At 68.8% G+C, this 13,430-nt stretch carries 10 protein-coding genes; 6 read left to right on the top strand and 4 right to left on the bottom strand.

The genetic code is table 11. The features are described from left to right. The first annotated feature begins 296 nt into the window (after positions 1 to 296). From HUW62_RS26655 to HUW62_RS26645, 3 genes are all read left to right on the top strand, one after another. On the top strand, positions 297 to 1,385 hold the full coding sequence (locus HUW62_RS26655) for a ferrichrome ABC transporter substrate-binding protein (RefSeq protein WP_368670485.1): 1,089 nt from the start codon (positions 297 to 299) through the stop codon (positions 1,383 to 1,385). A 114-nt stretch (positions 1,386 to 1,499) separates the two neighbouring features. Then, on the top strand, positions 1,500 to 2,792 hold the full coding sequence (locus tag HUW62_RS26650) for an AHH domain-containing protein (RefSeq protein WP_176435981.1): 1,293 nt from the start codon (positions 1,500 to 1,502) through the stop codon (positions 2,790 to 2,792). A gap of 10 nt (positions 2,793 to 2,802) precedes the next feature. Next, on the top strand, positions 2,803 to 3,384 hold the full coding sequence (locus HUW62_RS26645; RefSeq protein ID WP_176435980.1) for a DUF1629 domain-containing protein: 582 nt from the start codon (positions 2,803 to 2,805) through the stop codon (positions 3,382 to 3,384). Positions 3,385 to 3,430: 46 nt separating this feature from the next. Here the strand turns inward: HUW62_RS26645 and HUW62_RS26640 are convergent, their stop codons facing one another. After that, positions 3,431 to 3,886, bottom strand: coding sequence for a rhodanese-like domain-containing protein (locus HUW62_RS26640; protein ID WP_176435979.1), 456 nt, complete (start codon positions 3,884 to 3,886; stop codon positions 3,431 to 3,433). Between the two features lie 142 nt (positions 3,887 to 4,028). On the opposite strand from HUW62_RS26640, the gene HUW62_RS26635 reads away from it, so the two are divergent. Beyond that, positions 4,029 to 5,585 (top strand): PLP-dependent aminotransferase family protein, encoded by a 1,557-nt coding sequence (locus tag HUW62_RS26635; RefSeq protein WP_176435978.1) that lies wholly within the window; start codon positions 4,029 to 4,031, stop codon positions 5,583 to 5,585. Here HUW62_RS26635 and HUW62_RS26630 read toward each other — a convergent pair. From HUW62_RS26630 to HUW62_RS26620, 3 genes are all read right to left on the bottom strand, one after another. Beyond that, positions 5,476 to 6,513: an AraC family transcriptional regulator gene (locus tag HUW62_RS26630; RefSeq protein ID WP_176435977.1), complete on the bottom strand. Its 1,038-nt coding sequence runs from the start codon at positions 6,511 to 6,513 to the stop codon at positions 5,476 to 5,478. The two genes, HUW62_RS26635 and HUW62_RS26630, sit on opposite strands and share 110 nt — an antisense overlap. Before the next feature lies 1 nt (position 6,514). Beyond that, on the bottom strand, positions 6,515 to 7,399 hold the full coding sequence (locus HUW62_RS26625; RefSeq protein ID WP_163862937.1) for an oxidoreductase: 885 nt from the start codon (positions 7,397 to 7,399) through the stop codon (positions 6,515 to 6,517). Positions 7,400 to 7,554: 155 nt separating this feature from the next. Further along, positions 7,555 to 8,697 (bottom strand): triacylglycerol lipase, encoded by a 1,143-nt coding sequence (locus HUW62_RS26620; protein WP_163862936.1) that lies wholly within the window; start codon positions 8,695 to 8,697, stop codon positions 7,555 to 7,557. A 108-nt stretch (positions 8,698 to 8,805) separates the two neighbouring features. On the opposite strand from HUW62_RS26620, the gene HUW62_RS26615 reads away from it, so the two are divergent. Both HUW62_RS26615 and HUW62_RS26610 read left to right on the top strand, forming a co-directional pair. Beyond that, a complete protein-coding gene (locus HUW62_RS26615; RefSeq protein WP_176435976.1) occupies positions 8,806 to 10,884 on the top strand; it encodes a S46 family peptidase in 2,079 nt (692 codons plus the stop codon). A gap of 199 nt (positions 10,885 to 11,083) precedes the next feature. After that, positions 11,084 to 13,393, top strand: coding sequence for a serine/threonine-protein kinase (locus HUW62_RS26610; RefSeq protein WP_176435975.1), 2,310 nt, complete (start codon positions 11,084 to 11,086; stop codon positions 13,391 to 13,393). The last annotated feature ends 37 nt before the right edge of the window (positions 13,394 to 13,430 follow it).

Here is a 13,430-nt window from a genome sequence, read left to right as displayed (position 1 = left end):
GGTGACGCTCAAGGGAGGGTGCGCGTGTCCGCGTCGTCGTAGCGCACGTGGACGAGGGCGCGGTGGGAGTCGTCGACCTGGACGACCTTCCGGAATTCCCGACGCACTGGAGGCGAGGGGTATGAGGAGCCCCCCCCAGAGCAAGCCAGCGTGATATCTCATGAGAAACCACTCTCGCGGTAGTTCGTGACGCAACCTCCGTCACAGGGGAGGCGGCGGGAGGGAGCGACTGGACGTCATCGGGCTCGGACGTCAGGGTGCTTCTCCTCGGGGGAGCCAGGAGGCAGACTCTGAAGGTGTCCCGGCGTTCATCGTGGTGGATTGCGGTCGTTGTCTCCGTGCTCGTGCACGCGGCGCTCTTCTTCGCGCTGTCGCGAGTGCGGTCGGCCGCGCCATCGCGTCCCAGTTCGATGACGGAGCTGGAAATCGTCTACGTGCAGCCCAAGGCGCCCGTGGCGAGGCCGCCTGCTCCGGCCCCCGTCGTCCGGCCTCCGGTGCCCGAGCGTGCTCCGTCGCAGCGTCGTCCGGAGCGTCCGCCCGAGGACATCGCGCGGGCACCCGAGGGAAAGAAGAAGGAGGAGCCGCCCTCGGCCGTCGCGGAGGCGCCTGGAGGCGCGTCGCAGGAGCAGGAGCCCTCGGCCACTCCGGAGGATGCGCCCACTCGCGCCGCGCCGCCGACGATTTCGCTCGTGCCGAAGGGACTCTGGGGCAGCGAGCCTCCGGGCAAGCCCGGTCAGTCGGGCACGACGCTGCGCAATGACGGGCGGCCACCGGACCGTCGCGCCATCGCTCAGCGAGAAGCGGCGGAGGCGAAGGAGCGGGTGGATGGCTGGGCGGCGGACGCGAGTGCGACTGCGCGCGCGGAGAGCGGCGCGGTGAATCCGTACTTCACGAACCTCCAGGACCGCTTCGCCAAGAAGCTGGTGAATCCACCGTCGCCGGACCTGAAGGTGCTGGGCTCGCGCCTCAAGAACGAGCAGGTGGAGGCCACCGAGCGTTTCGGGAAGACGGGCACTCCGTATGTGGCGGAGAAGCGGGACAGGCGGCTGGAGCAGCGCAACCGACTCCAGGCGGCCGTCGAGGCGGGGCGGGCGGCGAACATGTTCATGATGGACGTCACCGCGCCGGTGCTCGCGCTCGCCACGGTGCTGGAGGTGCGGCAGGCGCGTGACGGGAAGCTGCTGGACTTGAAGGTGCTGGAAGGCTCGGGGGACCCCAAGTTCGACGCGTGGGCGGTGACGCATCTGCGCGATGCGCTGGCCAGCGCGGACGCGCCGCCGGAGTCGGGCCTGGGCCTGCGTGACGATGAGCTGCGCAGCCGGTGGCGGCTGGAGGAGTACCTGGGCAACCCCCGCGTGAAGGTCATCCTCATCGGCGTGTACTGAGCCTCTTGGCTCGTGCTGGAGCCACGGGTAGAAGCGCGTCGCACCTCTCTCGTTCACCCCCCCCAAGCTAGGATGCCGCGCCCCTGACTCCCAGGGGTGCCTTCGGGGGATTCCATGCGGTTGATTGCAGTCGTTTCCCTGCTGCTGATTGCGTCGGGGTGCGCGACCACTCGTGTCGTCCAGATCGATGCTGGAAATGGTCAGCGAGCCATTCACATGTCGGTGGACGTCGACCCAGTCGAGGTGAGCGAGGTGGAGTTCAAGTCTGCCCTCACGCAGCTCATCCTGGACCTGCGCATGGACGTTGCGTTCCGCGAGGCCGAGGCGGCGGATGAGCGAGGATGGGTGCGGTCCAGGACGCTGCTTGCCTCCTCAGCCGGTCTTGCGGATTCCGGCTCGGGGAGTTCACCTGAGTCTTTGTACGCGCGCATCTGTCCAGACGCGGACGGCTGCTTGTCCCTGGTGGGCGGGACAGGGCTCACGTTCTCGCGAAAGGACCGGACGCTCATGGCCCTGTCCTTCGCACTCGATACGGTGTGGGGGGCTGTGGAAGGAGAGCTCGGCAAGATGCTGAACCCGGCCGCGCTCAAGGTCATGGTGACCTCGGCGGCGCTGAGCGTGCTTCTCACGATGATCTTGCCTGAGCCCATCACCAAGGTCATCGCGGTGGCGTTGACGGCGGCGATGGTGGCTTATCTCGGAGTGGTGCCAGTCTGGGAGATAGGGCGAGGCTTCGTCCAGTTGTGGGATGATGCGGGCAAGGCAATGAGCGTCACCGAGCTACAGGACATCGGCCACCGCTTCGGGAAGGTCCTCGGCACGAATGGCACGCGCGTCCTGGTGCTGCTCGTCACGGCGGCCCTCGGGGGAAAGAGCGCGATGGCGTCCCAGGGACCCAGGCTTCCGGGCTTCTCCCAGGCCGCGCTTCGAGGACAGGCCGAGGCGGGATTCCAGCTCGGGACGGCACTGAACGGTGGCATGACGTCAATCGCGCTGCCCGCCGCTGGAGTGCTGAACGTGGCGCTGGCTCCGGGGGTTGCTGCCGCTCTCGCGATGTACTCGGACGGGCGGTTTCCTGGCGATGACACGGGCCCCACTCATCACATCTGCACGAACAAGAACCCGACTTCGGCTACTACAGGCGGTCCATGGACGCCCGCATGTGAAGAAATCTTCGAGAAGGCCGGTGTGTCGCTTGAGGATGCTGCAAACAAAGTGCGGCTCAAGGGGCACGAGGGGCCGCATCCCGAATTTTATCACAATCAAGTGGTGAATCGCCTGCAAGAGGCGGTGAGAACTTGCAGAACCACGGACGCATGTCGTGCCAGGCTGCTGAAGGAACTCGCGACGATTGCAAATGAACTGCTGACACCCGGCTCTGAGCTGCGAAGCTTCATTGTGAAGTAGGAGGGATGTGGTGGAACGTCACTATTATTGGGTGAGTATCGCTGATGTACCTCAGTGGTACATCACGACGCCTGTGCCAGCGTCTGGCGGGAAGTTCGAAGAGCCTTGGATGTTCGGAGAGGGTCACTCCCTTTCGGATCCTGGGCCCATCAAGGCTCGGGTCAGAAACCCAGGCCAGAAGCGCGCCTTTGTCTTCGCGGGGATTGAGCGAACACCCATCGTCAGCGAGGCAGTCGCGAACGTCTTCAAGACGCTCGCTCCGGATGACATTCAAGCGTTTCCGGTGACGGTGGAAGGGGAGTCCGAGCGGTACTTCATTATCAATGCAGCGAAGACGATTGATTGCCTTGACGAAGCGAAGTGTCGAGAAGTTCAGCACTATGCCGAAGACGACCCTTTTCCAGAGTCCGCAGGACAATATCGCTGGATCAATGGTCTGCGAATTGATCCCGCGAAGACTGAGGGCGTGAGCGTCTTGAGGCCGAGGAAGTTCAAGACAGCGTTCATCGTCTCGGAGGAGATCAAGGATGCGCTCGAACAGGTCGGAAACCTGGGGGTGTCGTTCGAGCCCGTGACCGGGCCGCACGAGTAGCACTGACGGTCGATGCCGATGAGCCTCTGCTTCGCGCGGGCGCCGGTCAGCGCGGCAGGCGCTCTGCGTAGACGGGCTGGCCCTGGGGCGCGGTGCCTTCGGTGGCGTAGCCCTCCTTCACCCAGTACTCGATTCCGCCGATGAGTTCCTTCACGCGGAAGCCCAGCGATGACAGGCGCGCGGCGGCCTTGGTGGAGCCGTTGCAACCGGGACTCCAGCAATAGGTGACGATGACGTCGTCCTTGCTCAGGTGCGCCGTCGTGGCGGCGGAGATGCTCCGCGCGGGCAGGCTCCGCGCGCCGGGGATGTGGCGCTCGGCGTAGGCGTCGGGCGAGCGGACGTCCACGACGACGAAGCCCTTCTTGCCGCGCTCCAAATCCAGGTGCACGTCGGCGGCGTCGGTCTCCACGGAGAGCTTCGCGAGGAAGTGACGGTGGGCTTCCTCGGGTAGGGCGGCGGGGGTTTCGAGAACGAAGGAGAACGGGGTGGCGGGCGTGGTCATGACGGGGACTCCCTGGGCTTCGATGCCAGGAACAGTGCTCCCGGAGTGGTCCATATGAAAGCGCCATTCCGTGCCGGAAGACTGGACCACTTTCAGGCAGGCTCGAGTTGTGGCGGAACGGAGCGCCGGCTACAGAGTGCGCATGTCGAAGCGCTCCGTGGGTGTGTCACTGCCTTTCCTCGTGCCGGACGCGGGCAGGGAAGCAGGCCCTCTGCATCGACAGCTCTACGAGCGGCTGCGCGATGCCATCCTCGCGGGGACGCTCGCGCCCCGAAGCCGCCTGCCGTCCACGCGCACGCTGTCCCAGGAGCTGGGGATTTCACGAGGCACGGTGGAGGAGGCCTTCGCGCAGCTCGACGCGGAGGGCTTCCTGGAGCGGCGCGTGGGCTCGGGGAGTGTCGTCGCGCTTCCGGACCATGCTCGCGGGCCCCGCTCCGGGCCTGCTCGCGGGAGCATGCCGACTCCACGCCTGGGAGGACTGTCCCGGCGAGGGCGGCGCATGGCGAGCGACGTGCTTCCTCCCGAGCCGCGTGACGTGCGGCCCTTCACGCCGTGCCTGCCGGCGCTGGAGCTCTTTCCCACGAAGCTGTGGGCTCGCACGGTGGCGAAGCAGGCGCGGATGTTGGAGCCGGGACGGATGACCGCGGGTGAGCCGGAGGGTTTCCGCCCCCTGCGAGAGGCCATCGCGACGCACCTGGGGCCGGCGCGCGGCGTGCGGTGTGACTGGCGCCAGGTCCTGGTCTTCGCGAGCACACAGCAGGCCCTGGACCTGACGGCCAGGCTGCTCCTCGATGAAGGGGATGGAGTGTGGCTGGAGGAGCCGGGCTATCTCGGCGCACGCGTGGCCTTCGAGTCCGCGGGCGCGCGCCTGCATCCCGTCCCCGTGGATGCGAATGGCCTGCGCTTGGAGGTGGCGCTGGCGCGAGCGCCGAAGGCTCGGCTGGCCTACGTCACGCCTTCGCACCAATACCCTCTGGGCGTGACGATGAGCCTGTCACGGAGGCTGGCCCTGCTGGAGCATGCGCGCGCCTCCGGGATGTGGCTGTTCGAGGACGACTACGACAGCGAGTTCCGCTATGCGACGCGGCCGCTCGCCGCCATCCAGGGCATGGACGTGGCGGGGCGAGTCCTCTACGCGGGCACTTTCAACAAGGTGATGTTCCCGTCGCTGCGGCTGGCCTTCCTCGTCGTCCCGGAAGCGCTGGTGGACGCCTTCACCGCCGCGCGCGCCGCCACGGATGGCCATGCGCCTCCGCTCACGCAGGCCGCGATGGCGCACTTCATGGAGTCAGGGCACTACGCCGCGCACCTGCGACAGATGCGTCTGGTCTATGCGGAGCGACGCGATGCGCTCCTGGATGCACTGGAGCGGGAGTCGCGTGGAGCACTGCGGCTCGGCGCGGCGGAGGCGGGAATGCATGTCACGGCGTTCCTGTCCGAAGGACTCCAGGATGTGGCTGTGATTGCGCGGACGGACGAGCGGAGTCTCGGCGCGCGCCGACTGTCCCCGCTCTACCTGGGGCGAGGGAGGCGTCAGGGGTTGGTGCTGGGCTTCTCGGGAGCGAGCCCCGCCGGGCTCCGCGCCGCTGTCAGGACGCTGTGCGGCTTGCTCGACGGACCGCCCCGTCAGCCCCCTCGCGCGAGGTCCCACGCCAGCGCAGCGGGGTCGTCCCCTCCCAGCCCTGGAACGCGCGGCTGAAGGAGTTCAGCTCCTCGAAGCCCAGCAGGAACGCCACCTCGTTGGCGTCCAGGTCCGTGCTCGCGAGCAACTGGCGCGCGGACTGGTGGCGCACTTCATCGAGCAGGTGCTGGTACGTCGTCCCCGCCGCCTCCAGCTTGCGCTGGAGCGTGCGCGAGCTCAGGTGCAGCTCCTCGGCGACCTTCTCGACGGAGGGACGCTCGCCACACATGCGGCGTCTCAACGCCAACCGCACGTCGTCCGTCAGGGTGTGTCGCTGTCGCTGCTCCATCTCCCGCTCCAGTCCGGGCACGAGCATCGCCAGCAGGTCCGCGTTGTGCGTCAGGAAGGGTTCGTCGAGCGCGCTCGCCTCGAACACGAGCATGTCCACGGGCGCATCGAACCGGACCTTGCAACCGAAGTGACGAGTGAGCAGTTCCGCGTCGGAGCGGCGCCGAGCCAGCTCGACACGACGGGGCACCAGCGGCTTGCCGGTGCCTCGGCGCGCGAGCGCCAGCGTGGAGGCGAACGTCGCATCGACGAGGAGCAATGGCAGAGGCCCCTCCGCCAGCAGCCAGTAGAACCGGAACCGCGCCTCGCCCTTCACGACTTCGACAGTCACCTCCTCCGGGCAGACCAGGCCCTTGTAGCGGGCGAGCTTCGCCAGGGCCTCGCCCAGCGTGGGCGCGTGGAGGGCCGCCATGGAAGCGACGTCGAAGTGGTGGGGCCTCGCCCCGGAGCCCACGCGCAGGCCCACGTCCCTCCCGCCACCCACGGCCTCCACCGCGTGCCAGAACGCCATGAACTCCCGCGTCGTGAGGCGCGCCTTGGGCTCCTGGAAGCGCGAGCGGACCAGGCCCGCGTGTCGCAGCACGCGCTCGACCTCCACGCCAAGCGCGGCGAGGCGGTCGAGCAACACACTGGGAACGGGGACGAGGTCGGCGGGCACGTCAGTTCCTCTTGGTCACCAACATCTTGGCGACCGGAGTCTCCGCGAAGGGGACAAGGCCATCAACGTCCGTGGAGATGCTGAGCGACTTCCACCGCGAATCCTCCGCCGCGCGCTCCTGGACGATGACCTCCGCCAGGAAGACCGCGTCGGACCCGAGCAACAGGCGCAGGGGCGGCTGCTTCTCGTCGGCAATCTTGAGAATCGCCTTCGCCGCCTTCATCGGGTCTCCGCGCGCGCCGTCCGCGCCCTGGCGCACGTGCTGGGTGAAGGCGCCCACCGTGGGCTTGTAGGCGTCACTGATGTCACCGACGTTCATGGACGAGCCAGCCCAGTCGGTGCGCATGCCCCCGGGCTCGACGATGGTCACCCGGATGCCCAGCGGCCCCACCTCCTGCGCGAGGACCTCCGAGAACCCCTCCATCGCCCACTTCGCGGACTGGTACGACGCCAGTCCGGGCGAGCCTCGGCGTCCGCCGATGGAGGACACCTGGATGATGTGCCCGTCCTTCTGCGCGCGGAGCACCGGCAGGGCGGCGCGGGTGACATGCATCATCCCGAAGAAGTTCGTCTCGAACTGCTCGCGGAAGTCCGCCTCGTCCACGTCCTCGATGGCCGCCACGTTGGCGTAGCCCGCGTTGTTGACGACGACGTCCAACCGTCCGAAGGCGCGGGTCGCCTCCTCGACGGCTGCTCGCGCCGCGGCGGGGTCCGTCACGTCGAGCGCCACGGCTCGCACCCGGTCGCCATACCGCTCCACCAGGTCCTTCAGTTGCTCCGGCTTGCGCGCCGTGGCCACGAGCCGGTGACCGGCCGCCAGCACGGCCTCCGCCAAATCACGGCCAAGGCCGCGCGAGCTTCCAGTGATGAGCCAGACCTTCGACATGGGGACCGTCCTTCTTCTCTCGTCGTCGTGCCGTGAATTCGGCCACGCCCAAGAGTTACGAACCGCCCCACGACGGCGCCAATCGCATGGCGCCAATGTTTCATCGAATCGCGCCACCGTCCCGAGTGGCCCCCGAGGGCCCGCTCGCTCGGGGCTCAGCGCGGCTCGTCCTCGAAGAGGAAGTCGGTGATGGCCTTCCAGGTGGCCTCGAACTGGGGCCGCCGGAAGCCCGAGCCGGAGATGAGCCAGTCCACGTGCGGCGGCTGGTGTGCCGGCTGGTCGAAGTGGCCAATCGCATCCAGGTGGTCCGCGCGCACCGCCGCCAGCACGCGCCCGTAGACTTGTGAGCGCGTGGGGACGATGCCGTCACACGCCGTGGGGCCCGGCATCGCCCCATACGCCTGCACCAGCGCCGCCGTCTGCGCGGGCGAGTGCAGCGGCAGCGCCGTCAGCGGCATCCGCTGTGTCTGCCCATACATGAACGCGTAGATGGTGTGTGTGAGTTGCGCGTAGGGGTCCAGCCCCGCCGACACGCGCGTGCGCAGCGACGGCGGCCGCGCCTGAGTCACCACCGAGCCATAGCGCACGCCGGGCCGGTCCAACGTGCTCGCGTTGAACAGGTCGATGCCCTCCGGCGTGAGCTGCGGAATCAGCGACGTGTCATTGCCCACATCGCTCAGGAACTTCGTCACCGCGTCGCGCCGCTCAGAGGAGAAGTCCCCCAGGAGCTGGTCATAGAGTTGATCCAACAGCGTCTGCTTCCACCCGAGCTGGTCATCCGCGCGCGCCATCAGGTGCCCGAAGCGGAACACCACCCGCAACGGCAGCCGGCCGAAGCGCAGCACGTACACGGTGAACAGCGACAGCAGCTTCAAGAGCTTCTGCCCGAAGAGTCCCAGGAAGAACGACGCCAGCGGCGTGCCCGCGTGCGGCGCGGACACCGTCACCACCGAGCGCACCCGCCTGGCGAAGGGCTCCAGCTCCAGCCCCTCCGCGAGCTGCGCGCCCGGGCTGACGAACAACCGCGCGTCCAGTCCTCCCGTTGAGTGGCCCACCAGGTGGATGGGCCCGTCATCGCCGCTCGCCGTCTCCTGCACGGCCCGGAGCAGGTCCGCCGTGCGCGTCCGGATGGACGCCGTCGGATGAGACAGGACGATGACCACCTCCGACTCCGTCATGCCGCGACGAGCCAGCTCCGCCTTCAGGTAGTCGAGCGCGTGTCCGAAGTAGACGAGCTCACCCAGGTTGATGAACCCGAAAAACCCGGGGACCAGATAGATGTGGTGCTTCGCGGCCATTGTCTCCACCATACCTGACGCGACGCGTGATTCCCGCTCGGGAATGCACCCTCCGAGCAGGCGTTCACCGGCGCCTTTCTCACCCCGTCAACAAGAAGGACGAACTCCGTGGACCGTGCATTGCTCGCACTTGGCCTGCTCATGTCCCTCCCCGCCGCCGCGGACGAGGGCATGTGGACCTATGACGCCTTTCCCTCGGAGGCGGTGAACAAGGCCCATGGTTTCACGCCCACGCAGGCGTGGCTGGACAAGGTCCGGCTCGGCTCGGTGAGACTGGCCGGCGGTTGCTCCGCCAGCTTCGTGTCTCCGGACGGCCTGGTGATGACGAATCACCACTGTGTCCGCGGCTGTATCGAGGACCTGTCCTCGCCCAAGGAGGACCTGCTGGCCAAGGGCTTCCAGGCCCGGACCCCCGCGGAGGAGCGCCGCTGCCCCAAGGTGGAGGCCAACCAGCTGGTGAAGATGACCGACGTCACCGAGCGGATGAACGCGGCGACGAAGGGCCTCGCCGGCGCGGCCTTCAACACCGCGCTCAAGAAGGAGATGTCCGCCGTGGAGTCCGCGTGCGCGACGTCCACCGACGTGCGCTGTGACGTGGTGACGCTGTTCAACGGCGGCAAGTATCACCTCTACGAGTACCGCCGCTTCCAGGACGTGCGCCTGGCCTTCGCCCCCGAGTTCTCCATGGCGGCCTTCGGTGGAGACCCGGACAACTTCCACTTCCCGCGCTTCGGCTACGATGTGGCCTTCCTGCGCGTGTGGAAGGACGACGCGCCCGCGAAGAGCCCGGACTACCTGCCGTGGGCGAAGCAGGGCGCCAAGGACGGAGACCTCGTCTTCGTCTCCGGCCACCCCGGCGGCACCGAGCGCAAGGCCACCGTCGCGGAGCTGGAGTTCCAGCGCGACGTGAACCTGCCCTACACGCTGCTCCAGCTCTCCGAGCTGCGCGGCAAGCTGAAGGAGTACTCCAGCGGCTCTCCGGAGCGCTACCGCACCACGCGCTCGCGGCTGCGCGGGGTGGAGAACGGGCTGAAGGCATTGCGCGGTCGGCACCAGGCCCTGGCGGACCCGTCGCTGCTCGCACGCAAGCGCGAGGACGAGGCGGAGTTGAGGAAGCGCGTGGAGGCCAACGCCACGGTGAAGGCCGCCACGGCGGGGGCGTGGGAGGAGACGGCGAAGGCGCTCGACACGTACCGCCGCATGCTGCCCGAGTACCGGATGAAGGAAGGCGGAGACGCGTTCTCCTCGGAGCTGTTCGCGCTGGCGCGCCACCTGGTGCGCATCGCCGAGGAGCAGCCCAAGGCCAACGCGGAGCGCCTGCGCGAGTACACCGACGCGCAGCTCCCCTCGCTGCGTCAGAACCTCCTGCGCGCCGCGCCCATCACCCTGGAGCTGGACGAGGCGGTGCTCTCCTTCGGCCTTGGCCGTCTGCGCGAGACGCTGGGCGCGGATGACCCGTTCGTGCGGCAGGTGCTCGGCGCGGAGGCCCCCGAGGCGCTGGCTCGCTCGCTGGTGCGCGGCACGAAGCTGGGCGACGTGAAGACGCGGCAGGCGCTGCTGGATGGCGGCAAGGCGGCGGTGGACGCGTCGAAGGACCCGATGCTGCTCTTCGCGCGCAAGGTGGACGCGGAGGCGAGAGCGGTGCGCAAGCGCTACGAGGACACGGTGGAGGCGGTGCTCAAGCGCAACGGCGAGCGGCTGGCCAAGGCGCACCTCGCGGTGTTCGGCACCTCCGGCTATCCCGACGCCACCTTCACGCTGCGCCTCAACGCCGGACAGCTGAAGGGCTGGGACGAGAATGGCCGCGCCGTGCCGGCGCTGACGACGTTCGGTGGCGCGTACGCGCGGCACACGGGCAAGGAGCCCTTCAAGCTGCCGGACACCTGGATGAAGGCGAAGGGCAAGGTGCCGGACGAGACGCCGTTGGACATGGCCTCCACCAACGACATCATCGGCGGCAACTCCGGCTCTCCCGTCGTGGACCGCGATGGGCGCGTCGTCGGACTCATCTTCGACGGCAACCTGCACTCACTCGGCGGCCGGTATGCGTATGTCCCCGAGACGAACCGCGCGGTGGCGGTGCACGGAGACGGCATCCTCGCCGCCCTGGAGCACGTCTACGGCGCCACACGCGTGGTGAAGGAGCTGCGCGCGGCCAGCGAGGTGGCGACCCCACCCGCCAGGTAGGCTGGATGTGGATTCCCCGCATCCATCGGTTCCTCAAGCTGTGAGAAGTCGATAGCCGGCGCGCCCGAGTCGAGGCGTGCCGGCGTCCAGTGTCCTTGCGGAAATCCCACGGGGACGTGTAGCAACGGCGGATGACTGGCCAAGGCGTGTCAGGGGCTCCAGGATAGAATGCGGCTTCCGGAGTGAAGGCCGGTCTTCCATGAGTTCCTCGGCGGCACACGACATTCCACTCGGCACCGTCCTTCGGGACACGTACGAGATTTCCGGCGTGCTCGGCCGAGGCGGCATGGGCACCGTCTTCCTTGCGCGCCATCTGCGGCTGCCGGGTCGGCAGGTGGCCATCAAGGTGCTGCGGCCCGACTCGAGCCTGGGGAAGGACGTCTACCTCCGCTTCCGGCGCGAAGCGGAGATTGCCACCCGGCTGGGCCATCCGAACATCGTGGAGGTCATCGACTTCGACACGCTGGAGGACGGCTCGCCGTTCCTGGTGATGGAGCACCTGCGCGGGATGCCGCTGTCGCGGCGGATGCGCAAGGGCGCGCCGCTGACGCTGACGGAGGTGTTCTCGATTGCGCGGCAGATGGGCTCCGCGCTCCAGGCCGCGCACGGCGTGGGCGTCATCCACCGGGACTTGAAGCCCGGCAACGTGTTCCTGGTGCCCATGGAGATAGCGGGCATGCAGGTGGAGCACGTGAAGCTGCTCGACTTCGGCATCTCCAAGATTCTCGACTCGAAGACGGTGCAGACGCAGGACGCCATCCTGCTGGGCACGCCGCAGTACATGGCCCCGGAGCAGGCGACGGGGAAGAACAAGGACGTGGACCTGCGCACGGACATCTTCTCGTTCGGGTGCATGGTCTACGAGATGCTGGCCCGCAAGCTGCCCTTCAAGGACGGGGGCATCCTTCCGGAGCTCATCTACCGCATCGTTTATGACCCACCGGAGCCCCTGGCCGAAGCGGCCCCGGAGACGCCCGAGCACGTCATCCGCGCCATCGAGAAGGCGCTGGCGAAGCGCCCGGAGGACCGCTTCCCGGATGTGAGCGCGTTCATCGCCGCGCTGACGGGGACGCCGCTGCGCACCGTGACGCCGCCCGCGGACATGCCGCCGCAAGTCGTCGCTCCGCCCGCCGCGCAGGTGCCCACGGCGACCGTGCAGCCCCGGCCCATCGCGTCTCCTCCGTCGAGGCCCGCCACGGTGGCCGCCGCGCCCCGTCGTCCGTCCCAGCACGCCGCGTCCCGAAGCTCCGCGCAGGGTGCGCCCGCGCAGGCTCCAGAGTCCGCGCGGCGCTCGGCGCAGGGTGCGGAGCCGTCTCGACGCCCCGCGAATGGTGAGTCCGCGCAGGCTCCCGAGGCATCGCGGCGCCCCGCGAATGGTGAGTCCGCGCACGTCGCGGAGGCCGCTCGGCGCTCGGCGCAGGGCGAGGCCTCACGTCCCTCGGAGTCCTCTGGCCTCGTCGGGAAGTCGGTGCGCGTGTCGTCGCCGAAGGCCGGCTCCTCCGCGCCTCCTCCCGTGCCCGAGGCCGTGGCGGCGGCTCCGCTCGAGGTGTGGAAGCCGTCGAAGGCCGCGCCGGTGAGCCCGGCTCCCTCGGAGTCCGAAGACTTGGAGCCCGAGCTCCCGACGATTCGCTCCGCCTCGCGAGGAGTCGCGGCCCTCGTCTCGCGCAAGCTCCTGGTGAGGGTGGCGCTGGCCGCGGGTGTGCTCATCGCCGTGGGCCTGGGGCTCTCGCGTGTCCTGCCCTTCGCGGCTCGAGACGGCTCCATGTCCGCCTCGAACAACCCGGCCCCGGCGCGCGAGGCTCCTCCCGCGGCGCCTGGCGATGCCCTGCCTCCCTCGGCCCTGACACAGGCGAACCCGCCGCCCGTGGGACATGGCGCGCCCGGGGCCCCGCCGTCGTCGCCGGTGCAGGCGGACCCGACGGCCGTGGAGATTGGCGGGTTCGGGTCCCCGCCTTCAGCTCCGACGCAGGCAAACCCCACGCCCGGGGCCCCACCTTCGTCGCTGGTGCAGGAGAACCCGCCGCCCGTGGGACAGGATGCGCCCTCGCAAGAGCCGCCGGCCCAGGCGCCGCGCGAGGACTCGCCCACGGAGAAGGCGAAGCCGGACAACGCGCTCGCCATCGGTTCTCCCAACGTGGTGCCCTCGACGTCGGAGACGAGCGTGAAGTTGAAGGCGAAGCCCCGGGGCAATGGGACGTCGCCCGATGACTCGGCTCGAAACCCCGTGGGCACCCCGCATCCGAGCGGCAAGGAGTCCATCCAGGCTGGCGCGCTCGCGGACCTCGAGCTGGCGGAGCAGGCGCTGGAGCGTGGAGACCCGGCCGAGGCGCTCCACCTGGTGCGCCGCAGTCAGCGGACGCAAGTCACGGGCGCCTCCTTCGCGCTGCTGACGCGTGTCCACTGTCGCCAGAAGGATTTGTCCAACGCGCGCACCGTCTGGCTTCGCGTGCCCGCCGCGGAGCGCGCCCAGGTGCGCCAATACTGCAAGCAGTACGACATCGCCCTGTGAAGGCGGCGCCCGTGACGGGCGTCCACGCGGGGCTCCA

The organism is Myxococcus sp. AM011 (assembly GCF_013372595.1).
Lineage (GTDB): Bacteria > Myxococcota > Myxococcia > Myxococcales > Myxococcaceae > Myxococcus > Myxococcus eversor.
This window is presented reverse-complemented; position numbering and strand designations above follow the sequence as displayed.